19 protein-coding genes are annotated in these 19,846 nt (G+C 69.0%); 13 read left to right on the top strand and 6 right to left on the bottom strand.

From position 1 onward, the window contains the following. The first annotated feature begins 15 nt into the window (after positions 1-15). The 11 genes from FOF45_RS00165 (at position 16) to FOF45_RS00115 (ending at position 11,262) form a co-directional block, all read left to right on the top strand. Positions 16-2,052, top strand: coding sequence for a translocation/assembly module TamB domain-containing protein (locus FOF45_RS00165; RefSeq protein WP_158982032.1), 2,037 nt, complete (start codon positions 16-18; stop codon positions 2,050-2,052). Between the two features lie 37 nt (positions 2,053-2,089). Further along, positions 2,090-2,716 carry a YdbL family probable chaperone protein gene (locus FOF45_RS00160; RefSeq protein ID WP_158982031.1) on the top strand — a complete coding sequence of 209 codons (627 nt, stop codon included), beginning with the start codon at positions 2,090-2,092 and terminating at the stop codon, positions 2,714-2,716. A gap of 175 nt (positions 2,717-2,891) precedes the next feature. After that, positions 2,892-4,220, top strand: coding sequence for a 23S rRNA (uracil(1939)-C(5))-methyltransferase RlmD (rlmD, locus tag FOF45_RS00155; RefSeq protein WP_158982030.1), 1,329 nt, complete (start codon positions 2,892-2,894; stop codon positions 4,218-4,220). 7 nt (positions 4,221-4,227) lie between these two features. Next, on the top strand, positions 4,228-4,743 hold the full coding sequence (locus FOF45_RS00150) for a CYTH domain-containing protein (protein ID WP_158982029.1): 516 nt from the start codon (positions 4,228-4,230) through the stop codon (positions 4,741-4,743). A gap of 26 nt (positions 4,744-4,769) precedes the next feature. Beyond that, entirely contained in the window at positions 4,770-5,471 is a 702-nt protein-coding gene (locus FOF45_RS00145) for a DsbA family oxidoreductase (RefSeq protein ID WP_199244410.1), read from the top strand. Between the two features lie 114 nt (positions 5,472-5,585). After that, the gene (gene nagZ / locus FOF45_RS00140) at positions 5,586-6,581 is read left to right on the top strand and encodes a beta-N-acetylhexosaminidase (RefSeq protein WP_158982028.1); all 996 of its coding nucleotides are present in this window, start codon (positions 5,586-5,588) and stop codon (positions 6,579-6,581) included. Then, complete coding sequence (locus FOF45_RS00135) at positions 6,581-7,150, top strand: hypoxanthine-guanine phosphoribosyltransferase (RefSeq protein ID WP_158982027.1); 570 nt, start codon at positions 6,581-6,583, stop codon at positions 7,148-7,150. Before nagZ ends, FOF45_RS00135 begins: the two co-directional genes overlap by 1 nt. Before the next feature lie 4 nt (positions 7,151-7,154). After that, positions 7,155-7,919 (top strand): S-methyl-5'-thioinosine phosphorylase, encoded by a 765-nt coding sequence (locus FOF45_RS00130; RefSeq protein ID WP_158982026.1) that lies wholly within the window; start codon positions 7,155-7,157, stop codon positions 7,917-7,919. Positions 7,920-8,013: 94 nt separating this feature from the next. Beyond that, positions 8,014-8,220, top strand: a complete 207-nt coding sequence (locus FOF45_RS00125; protein ID WP_158982025.1) for a cold-shock protein — start codon at positions 8,014-8,016, stop codon at positions 8,218-8,220. A gap of 85 nt (positions 8,221-8,305) precedes the next feature. After that, the gene (locus FOF45_RS00120) at positions 8,306-9,571 is read left to right on the top strand and encodes an FAD-dependent oxidoreductase (RefSeq protein WP_158982024.1); all 1,266 of its coding nucleotides are present in this window, start codon (positions 8,306-8,308) and stop codon (positions 9,569-9,571) included. A gap of 26 nt (positions 9,572-9,597) precedes the next feature. Then, the gene (locus FOF45_RS00115) at positions 9,598-11,262 is read left to right on the top strand and encodes an acyl-CoA dehydrogenase family protein (RefSeq protein ID WP_425481871.1); all 1,665 of its coding nucleotides are present in this window, start codon (positions 9,598-9,600) and stop codon (positions 11,260-11,262) included. 15 nt (positions 11,263-11,277) lie between these two features. On the opposite strand, the gene FOF45_RS00110 is transcribed toward FOF45_RS00115, so the two are convergent. Beyond that, on the bottom strand, positions 11,278-11,685 hold the full coding sequence (locus FOF45_RS00110) for a hypothetical protein (RefSeq protein WP_158982023.1): 408 nt from the start codon (positions 11,683-11,685) through the stop codon (positions 11,278-11,280). Between the two features lie 20 nt (positions 11,686-11,705). Continuing rightward, entirely contained in the window at positions 11,706-11,978 is a 273-nt protein-coding gene (locus FOF45_RS00105; protein ID WP_158982022.1) for a Rossmann-fold NAD(P)-binding domain-containing protein, read from the bottom strand. A 380-nt stretch (positions 11,979-12,358) separates the two neighbouring features. Here FOF45_RS00105 and FOF45_RS00100 point away from each other — a divergent pair, with 380 nt between their 5' ends. Next, positions 12,359-12,565 carry a SymE family type I addiction module toxin gene (locus FOF45_RS00100; protein ID WP_158982021.1) on the top strand — a complete coding sequence of 69 codons (207 nt, stop codon included), beginning with the start codon at positions 12,359-12,361 and terminating at the stop codon, positions 12,563-12,565. Between the two features lie 28 nt (positions 12,566-12,593). On the opposite strand, the gene FOF45_RS00095 is transcribed toward FOF45_RS00100, so the two are convergent. From FOF45_RS00095 to FOF45_RS00080, 4 genes are all read right to left on the bottom strand, one after another. Further along, a complete protein-coding gene (locus FOF45_RS00095) occupies positions 12,594-14,366 on the bottom strand; it encodes an ABC transporter transmembrane domain-containing protein (RefSeq protein ID WP_158982020.1) in 1,773 nt (590 codons plus the stop codon). Between the two features lie 69 nt (positions 14,367-14,435). Continuing rightward, positions 14,436-15,017 (bottom strand): IMPACT family protein, encoded by a 582-nt coding sequence (locus tag FOF45_RS00090; RefSeq protein ID WP_158982019.1) that lies wholly within the window; start codon positions 15,015-15,017, stop codon positions 14,436-14,438. Further along, on the bottom strand, positions 15,014-16,000 hold the full coding sequence (locus tag FOF45_RS00085; RefSeq protein ID WP_158982018.1) for a hypothetical protein: 987 nt from the start codon (positions 15,998-16,000) through the stop codon (positions 15,014-15,016). The genes FOF45_RS00090 and FOF45_RS00085 overlap by 4 nt, the downstream gene beginning before the upstream one ends. Further along, the gene (locus tag FOF45_RS00080) at positions 15,997-16,551 is read right to left on the bottom strand and encodes an RNA polymerase sigma factor (protein WP_158987091.1); all 555 of its coding nucleotides are present in this window, start codon (positions 16,549-16,551) and stop codon (positions 15,997-15,999) included. The genes FOF45_RS00085 and FOF45_RS00080 overlap by 4 nt, the downstream gene beginning before the upstream one ends. 181 nt (positions 16,552-16,732) lie before the next feature. On the opposite strand from FOF45_RS00080, the gene FOF45_RS00075 reads away from it, so the two are divergent. Further along, entirely contained in the window at positions 16,733-19,645 is a 2,913-nt protein-coding gene (locus FOF45_RS00075; protein WP_233264009.1) for a sensor domain-containing phosphodiesterase, read from the top strand. The last annotated feature ends 201 nt before the right edge of the window (positions 19,646-19,846 follow it).

The following is a 19,846-nucleotide window of genomic DNA, read 5'->3' as shown; positions in this document are numbered from 1 at the left end:
CGGTATGCTGATCGGATGTCGCGTCCGATCTTACGCCTGCTGCTGGCCTGCACGCTGCTGCTGCCGATCGCGTTCCCGGGCGAGGCGAGCGGCCGTTCGGTGCAAGCGCGCATCGCCAAGGTACGTACCGCCGTCGCGTCGCTGGAAGGCGTGCGCGTGACGCTCGACTGGCCGGCCGACGCCGCCCAGGGACGATTGCGGTTGCAGGCCGAACGGGTCGACGCCCCCGAACTCGGCTACCGCTTCCGCGATGTCGCCTGGCAGTGCCCACTCTCGCACGAGGGCAATCGATGGTTTTGTGAAGGCGAACTGCGCAGCGGGCGCGGACCGTCGATGCGCCTGGCGCTCGACCTCGACGACGCCCGCACCGACGCGCGCCTGACCCAGGGCCGCAGCACGATGGCCGTGCATCGGGACATCGCGGCGCCGGACCTCACACGCATCGATCTCGCACGCGTGCCGCTGGCCTGGGCGCAGGCGTTGCTCGGCAAGGCATGGGCTGATGGACGCCTGAAAGCCGGCACGCTGGACGGCCAGCTCACGATCGCCGCACCTGCGAATGCACCCTTGCGCGTGACCGGTCCGTTGCGGCTGACCGGCGGTGGGTTCGACACCGCCGACGGCACCATTGCCGGCGAAAACCTCGGCGCGAACCTCGCCATCGACGCCGCGTTCGGCGTGGAAACGCAGGTGTCGATCGACGGTGCGCTGCATGGCGGCGACCTGCTGTTCGGCAATGCTTACCTCGCCCTGCAGCAGCGGCGCATCGGATTGGGTCTGGTGGCGACGTCCACGCCGCAGGGCGCGTGGCGCGTGCCGCAATGGCACTGGGACGACAGTGGCGTCGTGACCGCGCAGGGCAGCGCGGCGCTCGGTAGCGATGCCAGCCTGCGCTCACTCGATGTGCGTGCGCGCAGCCTCGACCTCGCACGGTTGCGCGACGGTTATCTCACCGGTTTCCTTGGTCTCGCGGGCCTGGCCGACCTGCAACTGCGCGGCGCCGCCGACCTGACGTTGCGCATGGATGAAGGCGAGTTGCATCGCGTCGATTTCGTGCCGCACGCGGTGGACATCGACGACCCGCAGGGGCGTTTCGATTTTGCCGGACTGGAAGGCGACGTGCGCTTCTCGTCGGATACGGAGGTCGACAGCGCATTGCGCTGGAACGGCGGCAAGCTGCACGGGCTGGACTTCGGCGCCGCGGAATTGCCGTTCGCGAGCATCGACGGCGAACTGCGGCTGCGCCAGGGTATGTCGATGCCGATGCTCGGCGGCAACGTCACCATCGATCACTTCCACCTGCGCCCGCCGTCGGGGGGGCAGGGGCTCGACATCCGCTTCGGACTGGAACTCGACAAGCTCGACATCGCGCAGCTCGCCAAGGCGCTGGACTGGCCCGCCTTCACCGGCGAACTCACCGGCCTCATCCCCGAAGCGCGCTACGCCGACGACCGACTCGACTTCGAGGGCGGGCTGTCGGTGCAGTTGTTCGGCGGCACGGTGCAGGTGTCTTCGCTGGCAATGGAGCGACCGTTTGGTGTCGCACCGACGCTGTCGTCGGACATCGCGTTCGAGGACATCGACCTGGAGTCGCTGACCGGCGTGCTCGGCTTCGGCACCATCACCGGCAAGCTGGACGGGCGTTTCGATCGACTGCGCCTGGTCGACTGGCAGCCGGTCGCCTTCGACGCGCAGTTGCACACCGACCGCGACGCCGCGCGCCGCGATGGCGTGCGCCAGCGCATCAGCCAGCGCGCCGTGCAGGACCTGTCCAGTGTCAGCGACGCGTCCTTCGTCACCAGCCTGCAGTCGCAGTTGCTGGGCCTGTTCGACGACTTCGGCTATCGGCGCATCGGCCTGTCGTGCCGGCTGGGCGAAGAAATCTGCCTGATGGATGGGCTGGGTTCAGCCGGAAATGGCTTCATTATCGTCGAGGGTTCGGGCCTGCCGCGGCTGAGCGTGGTCGGCTTCAACCGCCGGGTGGACTGGCCGACGCTGATGGAGCGCCTTGAGGCGGCCAGCACGGGCGACCTGAAACCGGTCTTCGAGTAAGTTGTCGGGGTTCAAACGAATGTTCTGGAGAACACATATGCGCCGTTGGATGGGGATTCCGGTCGCCGCGGTCATGCTGTCCGCGTGCGTCACGATCAACGTGTACTTCCCGGCCGCCGAGGCCAAGGAAGCGGCCCGCGAGTTCGTCGAGAAGGTGATCGGCGACGAAGCGCAGCAACAGGAGCAGTCCAAGCCGCAGGACAAGCCGGGCGGGCAGAGCGCCTACGTGCCGGCCTCGCAGCCGACGCTCGCCTCGCGCATCGACTGGCTGGGCCTGGTCGGCATCGGCAGCGCGCATGCGCAGGACCAGCCCGACATCACCATCAAGACGCCGGCGATCCAGGCGATCCAGTCGCGCATGGGTTCGCGCTTCGACAGCCAGCTGCGTGCGCATTTCGATTCGGGCGCGCTGGGCTTCGCCAACGACGGCACCATCGCGGTGCGCGACGCGGCGAAGATCCCGCTGCCGCAGCGCGTGGCGGTGAACCAGGCCGTGGCCGACCAGGGCCGCGACGCCAAGGCCGTCTACCGCGAGATCGCGGTCGCCAACAACCATCCCGAATGGGAGCAGCAGATCCGCGCCGTGTTCGCGCGCCAGTGGATCGACAGCGCCCGTCCCGGCTGGTGGGTGCAGGACGCCGGCGGCGGCTGGCGGCAGAAGTGATCGTTCTCCTCCCCCTGTTTGCAGGGGGAGGTCGGGAGGGGGTTAAGGCGCCCAGCGTCGAACTCGCCGCGACGCGGCATCGCACCCCCTCCCCAACCCTCCCCTGCGAGCAGGGGAGGGAGCTGGATCTGCGACAATACGCGGCCCCGTTTTCGCGTAGTAGTCGCCAGCCGCTGTGGCCCGCATCGATCAAACCCCCTTCGAAGTCGACATCACCGACCTGACCCATGACGGTCGCGGTGTCGCCCGCCGTCCCGACGGCAAAGCCGTGTTCGTTGCCGGCGCATTGCCGGGCGAGCGCGTCATGGCCTCGCAGACCGGCCGCCACCGCAGTTTCGACGAGGCCAGGACTGTCGAAGTCCTGCACGCCGCGCCCGAACGCGTCACGCCGCGCTGCGCGCACTTCGGCACCTGCAGCGGCTGCGCCCTGCAGCACTACGCCGAGGACCAGCAGATCCTTGCCAAGCAGCGCGTGCTGATGGAGAACTTCGAGCGCATCGGCCATGTCACGCCCGAACGCATCCTCGCGCCACTGACCGACTCGCAGTGGGGCTATCGCCGCAAGGGCCGGTTCTCGGTGCGTCGCGTCGAGAAGAAGGACAAGACCCTGGTCGGTTTCCGCGAGACCGATCCGCGCTTCGTCGCCGACATCCGCGAATGCCACACCGTGATCCCGCGCATCGGCGAAGCGTTGCCGGCGCTGCAGGCGCTGGTCGACGGCCTTCAGGCGCGTCGCGAGATTCCGCAGATCGAATTCATCGCGGGCGATGCGCAGGACGATTTCTCCGGCGTCGCGCTGACGATCCGCCACCTGGTGCCGCTGTCGGATGCGGACCGCGATGCGCTGGTCGCATTCGCCAAGCAGCGCGGCTTCGCCATCTTCCTGCAGCCCGGCGGCATCGACACCGTGCATGCGCTGTGGCCCGAATCGCCGAAGCTGGCGTTCTCGCTGCCGCAGTGGAACCTGGAATTCCTGTTCCGTCCGCTCGACTTCATCCAGGTCAACGCCGGCCTCAACGGTCGGATGATCCAGCTCGCGATCGACCTGCTCGATCCGAAGCCGGAAGACCGCGTGCTCGACCTGTTCGCCGGCCTGGGTAATTTCACCCTGCCGCTGGCGCGCCGCGTGCGCGAGGTGGTCGGCGTGGAAGGCGAAGCGGGGCTGGTGCGCCGCGCGCGCGAGAACGCCGCGCACAACGGAATCGCCAATGCCGAGTTCCACGCCGCGGATCTCGCGAAGGATCTGTCCGGCGAAACCTGGATGAAGGAACCCTTCGACAAGCTGCTGCTGGATCCGCCGCGTTCGGGCGCCGACGTCGTGCTCGCGCAGCTGCCGCTCAAGCAGTTCGATCGCATCGTCTACGTGAGTTGCCACCCGGCCTCGCTCGCGCGCGACGCGGGATTCCTGGTCAAGGAACGCGGCTGGAAGCTCAAGGCAGCAGGTGTGATGGACATGTTCCCGCACACCGCGCATGTGGAATCCATCGCGCTGTTCGAGCGCTGAGGTCGTCATGGGCATCGAAATCGAACGCAAGTTCCTCGTCACCGGCGATGGCTGGCGCGCGGCCGCGCACAAGGTCGTGCCGATGGCGCAGGGCTATATCAACGATCAGGCTGCGATGGACTCCGGCGCGATGAAGGCGTCGGTGCGCGTGCGCATTGCCGGTGACGAGGCCTTCCTCAACCTCAAGTCGCGCGAGCTGGGCCACACGCGGCAGGAGTACGACTACGCCATTCCCGTCGCAGACGCGCGTGGCCTGCTCGCATTGTGCGTGGGTGGCATGGTCGACAAGCGCCGCCATTACGTGACGCACGAAGGCCACCTGTGGGAAGTCGATGAATTCCTCGGCGACAACGCGGGTCTGGTGGTGGCGGAGATCGAGTTGTCGTCGGCCGACGAAATCTTCGCGCGGCCGGACTGGATCGGCGCCGAAGTCACCGACGCATCGCGCTACTACAACCTCGCGCTGGCCACGCGACCGTTCTCGCAATGGAGCCAGGACGAGCGCGCCGGCACGGTTGCGTAGCTGGTCCACGCCCTCATATCGATCCCATGAACGACAAACCCCTGCGCATCGACATCTGGTCCGACGTGGTCTGCCCCTGGTGCTGGATCGGCAAGCACCGCCTACGCGCCGCGCTGGAGCAGGTCGGCGACGCCGGCCGCAACGTGGAAATCCGCTGGCACGCGTTCCAGCTCGATCCCGAATCCGACGAAACGCCGGTGCCGTTGCGCCAGGCCTATGAGCAGAAGTTCGGCGGCGCGCAGCGCACCGAGCAGATCCTGTCGCAGACCCAGGCGACCGGTCGCGCCGAAGGCCTGCCGTTCGACTTCGACCGCGGCCAGGTGCGGGTGAGTACGCTCAAGGCGCATCGCCTGATCTGGCTGGCCGGCCGCGAAGGCGATGCCGACGCGGTCGGCGAAGCACTGTTCCGCGCGCATTTCGCGCAAGGCCGCAACCTTGCCGATATGCAGACGCTGGTCGATGCCGGCGCCGCGGGCGGCCTGTCCGAAGCACGCGTGCGCGCGATGCTCGATTCCGACGAAGGCATCGCCGAGGTGCGCGCCCAGCTCGGACAGGCGCAGGCGCTGGGCATCCGTGCGGTGCCGACCTTCGTGCTCGATGGCCGCATGGCGGTGCAGGGCGCGCAGACGCCCGAGGTGTTCCGCGACGTGTTCGCGCGGCTTGGCATCGCGGCGGTCGCTCCCGCGCCGGACGGCACGGCCTGTGGCCCGGACGGTTGCGAGGTCTGACCGCTTCGCTGAACCGGGCAGCGCGTCGCCCGTGCCACGGGTGCCGCGGCCGGACAACTGCGCGACAATGACCCGCCGCGCGACGGCGCGGTCCCTTTCCTCCGGAGTTTCCCCATGCTCGTGATCGGCGTCGCCGGTACCGAACTCACCGCGCAGGAGCGCGACTGGCTGCAGCACGACGCCTGTGCCGGCGTCATCCTGTTCACCCGCAACTTCGCCTCGAAGGCCCAGGTCGCCGAGCTGTCGGCCGCGATCCGCGACGCCGCGCCGCGTCCGCAGCTGGTCTGCGTGGACCAGGAAGGCGGTCGCGTACAGCGCTTCCGCGAGGGTTACAGCGCACTGCCGCCGCTGGAAGGCTTCGGCAAGCGTTACGCGGACGATCGCGAAGGCGCGCTGAAGCTCGCCGAAGAGCACGCCTGGCTGATGGCCAACGAAGTGCGCGCAAGCGGCGTGGACCTGAGCTTCGCGCCGGTCGTGGACCTGGGCCGTGGCAACCTCGCCATCGGCAATCGCGCGTTCTCCGAGGATCCGGCGGTCGTCGCCGAATTCACCCGCGCCTATATCCGCGGCATGCACGCGGCGGGCATGGCGGCGACGCTCAAGCATTTCCCGGGTCACGGCTCGGTCAAGGCCGACACGCATTTCGACGACGCGGCCGATCCGCGTTCGCTCGACGAACTGCGCGCCACCGACCTGATTCCCTTCGTCGCCGGCATCGACGCCAAGGCCGACGCGGTGATGATGGCGCACGTGAAGTACCCGGCCGTCGCGCCGGAACCGGCCGGCTATTCGAAGCACTGGATCGAGGACATCCTGCGCGGCGAGATGAAGTTCCGCGGCGTGGTCTTCAGCGACGACATCGGCATGAAGGCGGCGTTCTCGGCGGGCGGCGTGAAGGCGCGCATCGATGCGCACTACGACGCCGGATGCGACGTGGTTCTCGTCTGCCACCCGCAGCTGGTCGAGGAATCGCTGGCGGCGGTCGAAGGCCGCACGCTCAACACGATGGCGCTGGCCGGATTGATCGGTCGCGGCGCGATGGGATGGGACGGCCTGCTGGCCGATGCACGTTACGGCGCCGCGCGCAGCCGACAGGAAGGACTGGCCTGATGGAAACCGTCGCCAATACGCACGACCTGGCCAAGGCGCTGGCCAACTCCGACATCGTCTTCGACCGCGCCACGCTGGAGCAGGCGATCCGGCGCATGGCCGTCGCCATGCGCGCCGATTACCGCAACGACGACGTGCCGGTGTACCTGACGATCATGCACGGCGGCCTGCCGTTCGCCGCGCAGCTGGCGATGGAAGTGGGCGCGCTCGGGCTGGACCTGGAGTTCGACTACCTGCACGCCACGCGCTACCGCGGCGAGACGTCCGGCGGCGAGCTGGTGTGGAAGCACCGTCCGGCGACGCCGCTCAGGAACCGCCGCGTGCTGCTGGCCGACGACATCCTCGACGAAGGGCACACGCTCGCCGCGATCCGCGACTGGTGCCTGGAGCAGGGCGCGCGCGAGGTGCGCATCGCCGCGCTTGCGGTGAAGAAGCACGATCGGTGCGTGCAAGGCGTGTGCGCCGACTACGTGGGCGTGGAAGTGCCGGACCGCTACGTGTTCGGTTATGGCATGGACTACCACGAGCAGGGCCGCAACCTGCCGGCGATCTACGCGTTGAAGGATTGAGCCGATGAGCGCAATCGAACTGGCCGTCATCGGCGGCACCGGCCTGTACAAACTCGCCGACCTGCAGGACGTGCAGACGCAACAGCCCGACACGCGCTTCGGTGCGCCGTCGGGCCCGATCCGCGTCGGCACGCTCGACGGCCACCGCGTGGCCTTCCTCGCGCGTCATGGCGAGGGCCATTCGCTGCCGCCGCACAAGATCAACTACCGCGCCAACCTCGCCGCGCTGCAGGCGCTCGGCGCCACGCGCGTGCTCGCGCTCAACACGGTGGGCGGCATCACCGAGCGCTTCGGCCCGCGCGTGCTGGCGTGTCCTGACCAGCTCATCGACTACACCTGGGGTCGCATCTCCACGATCTGCGAGGAGCCCGGCACTGAGGTCCTGCACGTCGATTTCGGCGAACCCTATACCCGCTCGCTGCGCGACTCTGTGATCGCCGCGGCGGCGAAGGCCGGCGTCGCACTCGTGGCTGACGGCTGTTACGGCGCGACCCAGGGACCGCGTCTGGAGACGCGCGCCGAGATCGCCCGCATGCGCCGCGACGGCTGCGACCTGGTCGGCATGACCGGCATGCCGGAGGCCGGCCTGGCCCGCGAACTCGGCCTGGATTACGCCTGTCTGGCGATTGTCGCCAACTGGGCGGCCGGCGCCGGTCCGGACCCGGACGAGGTCATCACCCTGCAGGACGTGCTCGACAACGTGGCCGTCGCATCGGCCGGGCTGCCGGGGCTGCTCACCGCCCTGTTAGCCCCCCCTGTCGAAAGATGATTGTCAAGCCGGCGTTCAGTTTGCATACTCGTCCAGCGCTCGGGCCTGCATCCGGCCGTGCGCGACTCGCATCCAGCATGAGGTTGACAAGGACATGCAGTACGGCACCGTGAAATGGTTCAACGACGCCAAGGGCTTCGGGTTCATTTCTCCCGAGGACGGCAGCGCAGATGTGTTCGCGCATTTCTCCGCGATCAACGCCAAGGGCTTCCGCAGCTTGCAGGAAGGCCAGCGCGTCAGTTACGAGTTGACGCAGGGCCCGAAGGGCGCCCAGGCGTCCAACATCAATATCGTGGCGTGATCGCAGGCGCAAGCCCGCATCTTTGAGCGAAAGGCCCCGCAATGCGGGGCCTTTTTTCATCCGCAACCGACAGGACGTCGTCGCCTTGAAGCCCCTGCGCATCGGCATCGTCGGATACGGCACCGCCGGGCAGGCCGCCGCGCTGCTGCTGACCCGCGACGGCCACGAGGTCGACGTGTTCGAGCGCGCGCCGGTGCTCGGTCCGGTCGGCGCCGGCTTCCTGCTCCAGCCCACCGGGCTGTCGGTGTTGTGGGAACTGGGCCTGCTCGACGCCGCCTTGTCGCACGGTGCGCGCATCGGCCGCCTGTTGGGCGAGACCGTGCAGGGTCGCGCGGTCATGGACATGCGGTACGCCGATCTGGACGCCCGCCTGTTCGGGCTGGGCATGCAGCGCGGCGCGCTGTTCGGCCTGCTCGACGCCGCATGGCGAGAGGGCAGGCGCGTGCATTGCGGGCGGCGCATCGTCGGGATCGATCCGGACAACGCGACGATGCGCGACGAACACGGCGATGAGCATGGCGGTTTCGATCTGTTGATCGTCGCCGACGGCGCGGCCTCCGCCCTGCGTGGTTCGATCGCGACGCCCGCACTCGACCGGCCCTATCCGTGGGGCGCGCAGTGGTGCCTGGTCGCGCAGCGCGACTGGCCGATCGGCGACGAGCTTCGCCAACGCTACGTGCGCGCACGGCGCATGGCCGGCCTCTTGCCGGTGGGCACCCGCCCCGGCGACCCGGTGCCGCGCCTGAGCTTCTTCTGGAGCCTGCCGACCGCGTCGCTGGCCGACGCGGCCAACGACGAGCATGCATGGCGGCGCGAGGTCGAATCCGTATGGCCGCAGGCGGCCGGGCTGCTGCACGACACCGCGGTTCCGACGGGGCTGGCGCAGGCGCGCTACCGCGACACCGTGCTGCGGCAATGGCATCGCGGACGCACGGTGCTGATGGGCGATTCCGCCCACGCGATGAGCCCGCAGCTGGGGCAGGGCGTGAACATGGCGCTGGTCGATGCGCAGGCCCTGCGCGACGCACTGCGCACCCATGCCGGATTGCCCGCGGCCTTCGCCGACTATCAGCGCCGCCGTCGCGCGCACCTGCGCATGTACCACCTGTGGAGCCGCTGGCTCACGCCGCTGTTCCAGTCCGAGCACGACCGCCTGGCCGTGCTGCGCGACCGCCTGTTCCATCCGATGTCGCGCCTGCCGGGCGGACGCGGGCAGATGCTTCGCGTGCTCACCGGTACCCGCAGCGGTTGGCTGGACACGTTCGCCCTGGCACCGGGGTTCCTGTCCGCGCTTTCCGCAACGGCGGCACAACCGCCGGTTCCGGACCGGCTGGCCGACGAGACCGCCTGACCCGTCGCTGGGCCTAGAATCGGTCCATGCCCGGGCCGGAGTCGCAGATGGAACCGCTGCCGCCGTTCGCGACGCACCGCGTCGACAACCAGCCGCCGGAGTTCGCGCCGCGCGACCTGTGGCGCGACGACGTGGCGCTGCGCGATGCCGTCGAACGCGAGGGCAGCGGTGAATTCACCGACATGCTCGCCACCTATGGCGCGCTCGCCGGCGACGAACTCTATCGCCTCAGCTTCGACGCGCACCGCGACCGTCCACGCCTGCGCACGCACGATCGCTTCGGCCATCGCATCGATCTGGTCGAATTCCATCCCAACTACCACCGCATCATGCAGGCGGCGATCGAGCACGGCGTCGCGGGATTGTCGTGGTCGCAGCTGCGTCCGGGCTCGCACGTCGCGCGTGCCGCGTTGAGTTACCTGCACCATCAGGTCGAGCCGGGCACCAGTTGCCCGTTGACCATGACCCACGCCGCGATTCCCGTGCTGCGCCAGGCGCCGGAGCTCGCGGGCTGGGAAACCAAGGCGGTCTCGCCGTACTACGACCCGCGCGACATCGCCAGCGAACACAAGCTCGGTATCACGCTGGGCATGGGCATGACCGAGAAGCAAGGCGGCAGCGACGTGCGTGCCAACGCGACCGTCGCCACGCCGCTCGGTGCGGACGGCGAGTATCGGCTGGTCGGGCACAAGTGGTTCTTCTCCGCGCCGATGTCCGATGCGTTCCTCGTTCTCGCGCAGGCGCCGGGCGGGCTGAGTTGCTTCCTGATGCCGCGCTGGCGGCCGGACGGCACGCGCAATGCCTTCGCGCTGATGCGGTTGAAGGACAAGCTCGGCGACTGGTCCAACGCCTCGTCGGAAGTCGAGTTCATGGAAGCATGGGCTTACCGCGTCGGCGACGAAGGCCGCGGCGTGGCGACCATCCTCGAGATGGTGATGCTCACGCGCTTGGACTGCATGCTCGGCGCCGCCGCGGAAATGCGCATGGCGCTCGCGCAGGCGCTGCACCACACGCATCATCGCATCGCGTTCGGCAAGCGCCTGTCCGATCACGCACTGATGCGCAACGTGCTGGCAGACCTCGCGGTCGAAGCGGAAGCGGCGATCGTGTTCGCCATGCGCGTGGCGCGTGCGGTGGATCGCGCGCCGTACGACTCGCAGGAGGCCGCATTCGCGCGCATCGCCACGGCCATCGGCAAGTACTGGGTGTGCAAGCGCGCGCCGGGCTTCGTCAACGAAGCGCAGGAATGCCTTGGCGGCGCGGGCTATGTCGAGGACTCGATGCTGCCGCGCCTGTACCGGCAGGCGCCGCTCAACTCCATCTGGGAAGGCAGCGGCAACATCCAGTGCCTGGACGTGCTGCGCGCATTGCAGCGCGAACCGGAGACCGGCCGCGCGCTACTCACCGAACTCGAAGGCGCGCTGCACCTGGATCCGGATTTCGACGTGGAGTTCAAGGAGCTGCGCCCGGTGCTGGAAGGCGAAGCCGTGCTGCCCGAAGCCGAAGCGCGGCGCTGGGTTGAAGCGCTGGCGTTGGCGTTGCAGGCCAGCCTGCTGCTGCGCGCCGACAACCCGATGGCGGACGCGTTCTGCACCACGCGCATCGGCGGCGACCACGGACTGGCCTACGGCACGCTGCCGCGCGATTTCGCGCTGGGCGGACTGATGTCGCGTGCATGGCCTGAGCCGTAACCGCGACGTAGCGTTTCAGGGCGCGAGCCAGTCCACGACCAGTGGCGGCAGCACCACCATCACGAACACCACGGCAGCGAACAGCACCAGCGCGATCAGCGTCATCGGCCGCCGCTTCGGATTCAGTGTCAGGTAGCTGTCGAGGTCGAGGAACTCGATCTCGGCGCGTTGCCGTTCGCGACCCGGGGGAAGTGCGGCGAGGGTGCGCTTGAGTTCGTCGCGCCGCTTCGCCAGCGTTCGCCACGGTGTCTTCTGGCGAATGCGCCGCTTCAGCTCGACCGATCGCGTCGTCAACGGATGCAGATCCGCCAGCAGGCGCTCCGGCGTCGCGCCGTCGCCGACCAGCGCGAGCCCGCGCGCCGAAATGGCCGATTCAAGTTCCGCCAGTTGGCGTTCGAGCGTGGCGCGGGAAGGGCCGAACATGCTGGATTACCTCGACGCCATCATGGCTGCTTTCGTTCGCGCTCCCAGCGGTCGAGCAGGGCATCGTAGCGGGCCGACTGCTCTTCCCATTTCTTCAGCTGTGCGTCGAAGCGCGCCTGCTGTTCGTCGGTAAGGTCGGACTGCACTTCGATGCGGGCCAGCTGGTTGCCGGCTTGATGGAGTTGGCGCTCGTACTCGGCGGCGAGTTCGTTCGCCCCGTTCGAGGAAGTGCGCGGCACGCAGGCCGACAGGCCGGCGGCGACCAACGCGGCGATCATGAAGTGCTTGAGCATCGTGTCGTCCCCTGGAGCGTGCTTCGCGGGTGGCCCGCCATGCAGGCTTCGGCAGAGCATGCAACAGCGGCCTGTATCGGACAACTGGAAGGGCGAGGCGTCAAAGTGCGGCGCAGGGGAGAAATCTTCTGCGCCAACGTGGATTGCGGACGTTCGGTCGCGACGGATAGTTTGGCCGCAGGTGCTCAACACGCCTCCAACACACTTTTCGCAATGGCAACGGTGTTGCCTTGCACTCATGGTTTTCGATGGCCGAGTAGCGCCCAGCGATACAACACCCGTCATGGCGGGGAAAACTGGGGGCCGTGTGTTGGCGGTGTTGAAGTGCTCGGCCGCCCTTCAAAGGGCGAAAAGCGGCGAACCACGAGGAAACACAGGTCATGAAGTCACGCACCCCGCCCGCATCGCGCCGGCTTCGCATCAGCGCGAGTCACTACGAATGCCGACGTGATCGCCGCCCGTGGCCGCCTGCGGTTCCGTTTCTGCGCCTGCGCGGCTACTGGCTTCGGCAAGCCGGCTTCGACATCGGCGCGGACGTACGCGTCGAGATCAGCGAGCAGCGCATCGTCATCGTGCCAGCGTCCTGAAGCCGCCAGCGCGACGCCGGACCAAGCGTCAATCCAGGAACTGCAGCTTCGCCAGTTCCGAATACAGGCCGCCTTCGGCCAGCAATTGTTCGTGCGTGCCTTCGGCGATGATGCGGCCGCGGTCCATCACGACGATGCGGTCGGCCTTGAGCACGGTCGCGAGGCGGTGCGCGATGACCAGCGTTGTGCGGCCTTCCATCAGCGCTTCCAGTGCCTGCTGTACGGCGCGTTCGCTCTGCGCATCGAGTGCGCTGGTGGCTTCGTCCAGCAGCAGGATCGGTGCGTCCTTCAGCAACGCGCGGGCGATGGCGATGCGTTGCTGCTGGCCGCCCGACAGGCGCGCGCCGCGTTCGCCGAGTTCCGTGTCCAGACCTTGCGGCAGGTCGTGGATGAAATCGGCGGCGTGCGCGGCTTCGACCGCGCGCGCGATCTGCGCGTCGTCGGCTTCGAGGCGGCCGTAGCGGATGTTCTCGCGCGCGCTCGCGGCGAAGATCGTCGGCTGTTGCGGCACCAGCGCGATGGATTCGCGCAACGTGGCGAGGTCGAGCTGGCGGATGTCGGCGCCGTCGATGCGAATGTCGCCCGACTGCGGGTCGTGGAAGCGCAGCAGCATCGAGAACACGGTGCTCTTGCCGGCGCCGGACGGGCCGACCAGCGCGACCGTCTCGCCGGGACGCACGCGCAGGCTGAAGCCTTCCAGGGCGGGGGCGTCGGGACGCATCGCGTAGTGGAACGTGACATCGTCGAAGGCGAGTTCGCCTCGCACCACCGGCGGCAGCGCCTGCGGCTGCGACGGCGAGGCGATGCTCGCGTGTTCGGACAGCAGCTCGGTGATGCGACCCATGCCGGCGGCGGCGCGCTGCAGTTCGTTCCAGACTTCGGCGAGCGAACCGACCGAACCACCGACGATCAGCGCGTACAGCACGAACTGCGCGAGCGTGCCGGCGGTCATGCGGCCACCCATCACGTCGTGCGCGCCGGACCACAGCACCAGCGTGATCGCGCCGAACACCAGAAGGATCGCGATGGCGGTGACCCATGCCTGCGCCTGGATGCGGCGGCGCGCGGTATCCACCGCGATCTTGAGTGCCGCGCCGAAACGACCGAGTTCGTACGGCTCGCGGGCGTGCGCCTGCACCGTGCGCACCGCGCCGAGGGTTTCGCTGGCGAGCGTGTTGGCGTCGGCGATGCGGTCCTGGCTGGCGCGCGAGATCTTCCGCAGGCGGCGACCGCCGACCACGATCGGCAGCACCGCCAGCGGAATGCCGACCAGCGCGAAAGCAGCCAGTCGCGGACTGGTGACGAACAACATCGCCAGGCCGCCGATCACCGTCACCGAGCTTCGCAGCGCGACCGACATGCTCGATCCGACCACGCTGCGCAGCAGTTCGGCGTCGGCGATCAGGCGCGAGACCAGTTCGCCGCTGCGGGTGCGGTCGTGGAAGTCGGCATCGAGTCCGATCAGGTGGGCGTAGAGCTGGCGGCGGAGGTCGGCGACCACGCGTTCGCCCAGCAGCGAGACGAAGTAGAAGCGGGCGGCGGTCGCCAGCGCGAGCGCGGCCGCGACCGCGAACAGCAGCAGGAAGGCGCGATCGATCGCGCCGGAACCCGCGCCGGCGGCGCTCTGCGCGAAGCCCTGGTCGATCATCGTGCGGAACGCGACCGGCAGGCTCAGGGTGGCGCTGCTCGACGCCGCCAGTGCGATCAGCCAGGCGAAGAACAGCGTGCGGTGGCGCTGCACGAACGGCCACAGCGTGCGCAGGCTGCCGATGGGGGCTTTGGCGGGGGAAGCGTCGGTCATGGCGGAAGTATGGCGGCTTCGTCCGGGGTTTCCGTGGGTACGAACCCCCGGGGCTTTGCGGGTCGTGGCCTATTCGACCTGACGCACCCGATCACGGGTGGCGTCGCGCAGGCGCGCTTTCAAGTCGTCGGCGCGATCGGCCGCGAGGCGCACGGTCAGGCGGACGCCCTCGGCCTCGAAGCGCTCGTCCAGTTTCGATGCGCCGAATTGCGCGAACACCGCGTGCACGGTGCCGGTGTCGGCGAACGGGAAGGCGAACTCCAGCTCCACCTGCACGACCAGCTCGCGGCGCGGCGCCGTGCGCAGGCATTCGGCCGCGCTGCCGCCATAGGCGCGCACGAGGCCGCCCGCACCGAGCTTGATCCCGCCGTACCAGCGCGTGACCACCGCGACGACCCGGTCCAGGCCCTGTCCGTCGATGGCGGCGAGGATGGGGCGTCCCGCGGTGCCCGCCGGTTCGCCGTCGTCGTTGAAGCGGTATTCGTTGCCGATCCGATAGGCCCAGCAGTTGTGCGTCGCGGCCGGGTCGCCGACGCGGGCGACGAAGGCGAGCGCGTCCTCCGGCGATTCGACCGGCGCGGCGTTGACGAGGAAACGGCTGTGCTTGACCTCGAGCAGGAACGAGGCCTCGCCGACGAGCGTGCTGCTCATCGCGCCGCGGGCGCGGCGAGCGCGCGCAGATCGTGCGGCACGCGCACGCGCGGATGCACTTCGCGCAGGCGTTTGAGGCTTTCGCGCGCACCGTCGAGGTCGCCGTCGTCGCGGCGGGCGCGGATGCGTTCGATCCATTCGTCCGGCGGCAACTCGAGGTCCTCGTCCACCGGCACGCCGGCGAGGCTGCTGCCGGTCACTTCAATCCGGTCCAGTGCCGGCGACGCGGACTCGCTTGCCACCGCGGCGCGCTTGGCCGATGCGGCGGCGGCCGCTTCGCTGCGGTCGCGCGACGCGGACTCGGCGGAAACCTGGCGACGCGCCATGTCCTCGCGCGCGTCCATTTCGGCTTCCGCCGCGGCCTGCGCGACGGGCGCGGGCGGCGGCGGTGCGAACGCGGGCGAAGGCGTCGGTGCGAACACCGGCGACGCATAGGGCGCAGGCGCGGCGGCGCCGGTCGCGGCGGTGTCGGCGGCGACCGTGGCCGGCGCATGGACGATGGCTTCGTCGACGTAGTGGTCGTCGTGCGCGATGCTCGCGGCGGCGGGCGCTTCCTGCTTGCGTGCCGGTGCACGGGCGACGCCCGGTGCCTGCAGGGCGCGCGCGGGCTTGGCGGCCTCCATCGGCGGCGGCGGGGGTGCGGGTGCGGGCGGTGCGCGTTCGAGGATCTCCGCGCTGACATAGCCCATGTCGCCTTCCTCGCGCGGCACCTGCGGCGTCGGGCTGGACGGGCGCAACTGCCAGACCACGCCGACCACCACGACCAGCGCGGCGGCCATGCCGGCGCCGGTGGTCAGGCTGCCCGGAATGGCGGTCAGGCCGAGCCAGCGGCGACGGCGCTTCGGCGCGACGGCGGCATGCGCGGCGGCGAGGATCTTCGCGTCGAGCGCGGGCGAGGGACCGTCGTGCGGGCCCAGTCGCGCCAGGCGTTCGGCCAGCGCGCGTTCTTCCGGGCTCAGCGGTTCGTGGTCGGGACGGCTCATTCGTTCAATCTCGCGCGCAGCTTGTCCATCGCATAGCGCAGCCGCGACTTCACCGTCTCGCGGCCGGCTCCGGTGATGTCGCCGATTTCCTCCAGGCTCAGTTCCTGTTCCAGTCGCAGCAGCACCACCTCGCGCTGCTCGTCCGGCAGTTCTTCGATGGCGAGCTGCAATCGGCGGCGCTGCTCGAATTCCGACAGCTCGCGCTCCGGGCTGCTCGGGTCGGGGACGCGCGCGGCGCGTTCGTCGCCGTCCTCGGGCGTTGGCGGGCGATGCTTGAGTCCGCGCCAATGGTCGTTGAGGCGATTGTGGGCGATCCGGAACAGCCACGTCCTGAACGCCGCCTCGGGTTTCCAGCCTTCACGCGCGGCGATCACTCGCTGCCAGACGTCCTGGAAGAACTCGTCCGCCAGTGCCGCATCGCGCAGCTGGCGCAGCAGGAAACGGTACAGCGGGCCCCGGTGGCGGGCGTACAGGAGCTCGAACGCCGCCGTATCGCCGGCCGCCCAGGCCAGCATCAATACGTCGTCGCCGGTGTCCGCGCCCGAGTTCATCCGCGGCAGGGTACGGGTTGCGGGCGCCGGCGTGAAGCGCGGAGGGCGGGCAGGGTGCCCAGCCGCGAGGGGGATCGCGAGGTCCATATTCGGATGAACGGGTCGCAGTTCTGGATGGGGTTGAGCACGGCGACGAATTGCCGCGCTATCCTGCCCCGTCCGCCCAGGGGCTTTTCCAGCAGTGTCCAACCGCACCAGGCCAAAGGCCGTAAGAATCGTCGACGCCCGCAGTGGGCGTGACGCGCTTGCGGACACCCTGCAGGCCGCGCTGCCGGCGGGTTCGGAAGTGGCCGTGCTGTGGCGCGACCCGCAGGGAGTGGTCGTCGCCGGTTCGGCGTCGCAGGGCGCGACCACCATCCTCGCCAATCGTGCCGAGTCGCTGCTGGCACGCGATCCGGTCGGCCTGCATTCGCACCGCATCGAGGACAGCTGGACCACTTCCGAAGGCGTGCGCGTGGGCCTGGCCGTGCAATTGCCGGGACCGCTCGCCACCGATGCGCGCACGATGTGGATGGGGCTCGCTCGCCAGATCATCGGCGCGCACCTGGTCGCGCTGCGCACGCTGGCACGCGCCGAGTCGCTGGAAAAATCCGAACGCCTGCAGCAGGCGTTGTTCGAGATCGCCGATCTGGCGGGCTCGGACCTGGAACTGGCCGACATGCTGCGCCGGATCCACACCGTCGTCGCCGGCCTGATGTACGCGGCCAACCTGTACATCGTGCTGTACGACGACGTGCGCGACAGCCTGCGTTTCCTGTATTTCGCCGATCAGCGCGACACCTACGTCGCCGAGCCCGAACGCGACATCCCGATCGAGGAGATGCCCAACAGCGTGACCGTCGCTCTGCTGCGCCACGGCGAGCCGCTGCAGGGTCCGTCGGCGGAGATCCGCGAACGCCTCGGTGTGGCGCGCGACATCCGCCACGGACCGGACAGCGAGGACTGGCTGGGCGTGCCGATGCGCCGCGACGACCGCATCTGCGGCGCGATCGTGGTGCAGAGCTACGATCGCCCCGACGTCTACGGCGAGGAAGAACGCGCGCTGCTCGCGTTCGTCGCCCAGCACATCCTCACCGCGCTCGACCGCTTCCACGCCCGCGAGGAGCTGGAACGCCGCGTCGAGGAACGCACCCAGGCGCTGCAGCTGAGCAACCGCGACCTGCAGGCCGAGATCATCGAGCGCCAGCGCGCCGAGCGCCTGCAACGCGCGCTGTTCCGCATCGCCGAGCTGTCGATCACGTCGGAAACGCTGGAGCGCTTCTACACGCAGGTCCACGACGTCGTCAGCGACCTGCTGTACGCGCGCAACTTCTACATCGCGCTGCTGACCGACGACGGCGAACGCCTGGAGTTCCCGTACTCCATCGACGAACGAGATTCCATCCGCGAGAGCCGCAGGCTGGCCTCGGGCCTGACCGAATACGTGATCGCGCGTGGTCGCCCGCTGCTGGCCGACCGCAAGCGCATCGCCGCGCTGGAAGCGCAGGGACTGCTGCGCAGTCGCGGTTCGCTCGCGCACTGCTGGCTGGGCGTGCCGCTGTTCCGCAACGAAGCGGTCGTCGGCGTGATCACCGTGCAGAGCTATTCGCCGGCGATCGCCTTCACCGTGCGCGACCAGGAACTGCTGACCTTCGTCGCCCACCACATTTCGATCGGTCTGGCGCGCAAGCAGTCGCAGGATCGCCTGATCACCGCGCACGCCGAGCTGGAACAGCGCGTGGATTCGCGCACGCGCGAGCTGGCGCAGGCCAATGCGGAACTGCTCTCGCAGATCGGCGAGCGCCTGCGCGTGGAGCAGCAGCTCACCCACCAGGCGATGCACGACGCGCTGACCGGCCTGCCCAACCGCAGCCAGCTGCTCGACCGCCTCTCGCAGGCGATCGCGCATGCGCATGCCGACCCGCAGCGCACCTTCGCGGTGCTGTTCCTCGATCTGGACCGCTTCAAGCTGGTCAATGACTCGGTCGGCCATTCGGCCGGCGACGAGCTGCTGATCGAGACCGGTCGCCGCATCGTCGATGCCGTGCGCACCGGCGACACCGTGGCGCGACTGGGCGGCGACGAGTACGCGATCCTGGTGGAGAACATCGACGGCCCGCAGGTCGCCGAGGAACTGGCGCAGCGCGTGCTGCGTGCGCTCGGTGAGCCGTGCTGGATCGCCGGCCGCGAAGTGTTCCCGTCGGCCAGCCTGGGCATCGCGTTGTGGCACTCGCGTTACCGCAGCGGCGCCGAGCTGCTGCGCGACGCCGATGCCGCGATGTACCGGGCCAAGTCCGCCGGCCGCGACCGGTGGGCTGTGTTCGACGAGGCCATGCGCGAGGAAGCGGTGCGCATCCTCGACCTGGAAGCCGACCTGCGTCGTGCGATCAACGGCGACGGCTTCGTCGCGTTCTACCAGCCGATCGTGCGCCTGGACGACCAGCGCGTGATCGGCCACGAGGCGCTGCTGCGCTGGCGCCACGAACGGCGCGGCCTGCTCACGCCCAGCGAATTCATCGGCGTGGGCGAGGACAGCGGCCTGATCGAGGAGGTCGACTGGATCCTCTACGCGCAGGTGATGGACGAACTCGCCCGCGGTGGCGAGGGCTACATCTCGGTCAACGTCTCGCCGCGGCACTTCCGCTCGCCGGACTTCGCCGACCGCCTGCTGCGAATGATCGATCAGGCCGGCGCGGACCCGCACCGCCTGCGCATCGAGATCACCGAGGTCGCGCTGCTGGACGACGTCCCGCGCGCGCTGCGCATGTTGCGTACCCTGCGCAGCCACGGCGTGCTGGCGCAGCTGGACGACTTCGGCACCGGCTTCTCGGCGCTGTCGTACCTGCATCGCTTCCCGATCGAGTGCCTGAAGATCGACCAGAGCTTCGTTTCCGGCCTGGTCGGCGACACCCAGCCCGAAAGCGTGGCCGTGGTCCGTGCGATCCAGGCGCTGGCCGGCACGCTCGGCATCCATACGATCGGCGAGGGTGTCGAGAACGAAGCCCAGCGCGCCACGCTGCGTGAGCTGGGATGCACCTACGGACAGGGCTACCTGTTCGGTTACCCGACCGAGCGGACCCACGTCGTCCCCCTGCGCCTGGCCGTCACCGGCTGAACAGCCTCGGCGCCGCTCGCGGCGCCTCAAACCCGACCATACGGACACCCCTCGTGACGCGCAGGGGCAGGTCGCGTTGTCCCATCTGATCGTGAAAGCCGGATGAACTGTCTGTGAAAATCACATTAAAAATGTGAAGTTAGTCACAAAAACAATAAAAAATTAACGTGAATGCAACCTGACTGTTGACCCCGCCCCCTG

This window comes from Lysobacter panacisoli (assembly GCF_009765165.1).
GTDB lineage: Bacteria > Pseudomonadota > Gammaproteobacteria > Xanthomonadales > Xanthomonadaceae > Lysobacter_J > Lysobacter_J panacisoli.
Note: the sequence above shows the minus strand (reverse complement) of the source record. Positions and strands in the feature narration are given on the sequence as shown.

What these genes read in the sequence shown, in the direction of transcription:
- FOF45_RS00160 (WP_158982031.1), top strand. Translation starts at nt 2,090, where the DNA reads ATGCGCCGTTGGATGGGGATTCCGGTCGCCGCGGTCATGCTGTCCGCG.
- FOF45_RS00125 (WP_158982025.1), top strand. Translation starts at nt 8,014, where the DNA reads ATGCAGTACGGCACCGTGAAATGGTTCAACGACGCCAAGGGCTTCGGG.
- FOF45_RS00095 (WP_158982020.1), bottom strand. Translation starts at nt 14,366, where the DNA reads ATGACCGACGCTTCCCCCGCCAAAGCCCCCATCGGCAGCCTGCGCACG.
- FOF45_RS00115 (WP_425481871.1), top strand. Translation starts at nt 9,598, where the DNA reads ATGCCCGGGCCGGAGTCGCAGATGGAACCGCTGCCGCCGTTCGCGACG.
- FOF45_RS00080 (WP_158987091.1), bottom strand. Translation starts at nt 16,551, where the DNA reads ATGAACTCGGGCGCGGACACCGGCGACGACGTATTGATGCTGGCCTGG.
- FOF45_RS00165 (WP_158982032.1), top strand. Translation starts at nt 16, where the DNA reads ATGTCGCGTCCGATCTTACGCCTGCTGCTGGCCTGCACGCTGCTGCTG.
- FOF45_RS00110 (WP_158982023.1), bottom strand. Translation starts at nt 11,685, where the DNA reads ATGTTCGGCCCTTCCCGCGCCACGCTCGAACGCCAACTGGCGGAACTT.
- FOF45_RS00150 (WP_158982029.1), top strand. Translation starts at nt 4,228, where the DNA reads ATGGGCATCGAAATCGAACGCAAGTTCCTCGTCACCGGCGATGGCTGG.
- FOF45_RS00130 (WP_158982026.1), top strand. Translation starts at nt 7,155, where the DNA reads ATGAGCGCAATCGAACTGGCCGTCATCGGCGGCACCGGCCTGTACAAA.
- FOF45_RS00090 (WP_158982019.1), bottom strand. Translation starts at nt 15,017, where the DNA reads ATGAGCAGCACGCTCGTCGGCGAGGCCTCGTTCCTGCTCGAGGTCAAG.
- FOF45_RS00135 (WP_158982027.1), top strand. Translation starts at nt 6,581, where the DNA reads ATGGAAACCGTCGCCAATACGCACGACCTGGCCAAGGCGCTGGCCAAC.
- FOF45_RS00145 (WP_199244410.1), top strand. Translation starts at nt 4,770, where the DNA reads ATGAACGACAAACCCCTGCGCATCGACATCTGGTCCGACGTGGTCTGC.
- nagZ (WP_158982028.1), top strand. Translation starts at nt 5,586, where the DNA reads ATGCTCGTGATCGGCGTCGCCGGTACCGAACTCACCGCGCAGGAGCGC.
- FOF45_RS00105 (WP_158982022.1), bottom strand. Translation starts at nt 11,978, where the DNA reads ATGCTCAAGCACTTCATGATCGCCGCGTTGGTCGCCGCCGGCCTGTCG.
- FOF45_RS00085 (WP_158982018.1), bottom strand. Translation starts at nt 16,000, where the DNA reads ATGAGCCGTCCCGACCACGAACCGCTGAGCCCGGAAGAACGCGCGCTG.
- FOF45_RS00100 (WP_158982021.1), top strand. Translation starts at nt 12,359, where the DNA reads ATGAAGTCACGCACCCCGCCCGCATCGCGCCGGCTTCGCATCAGCGCG.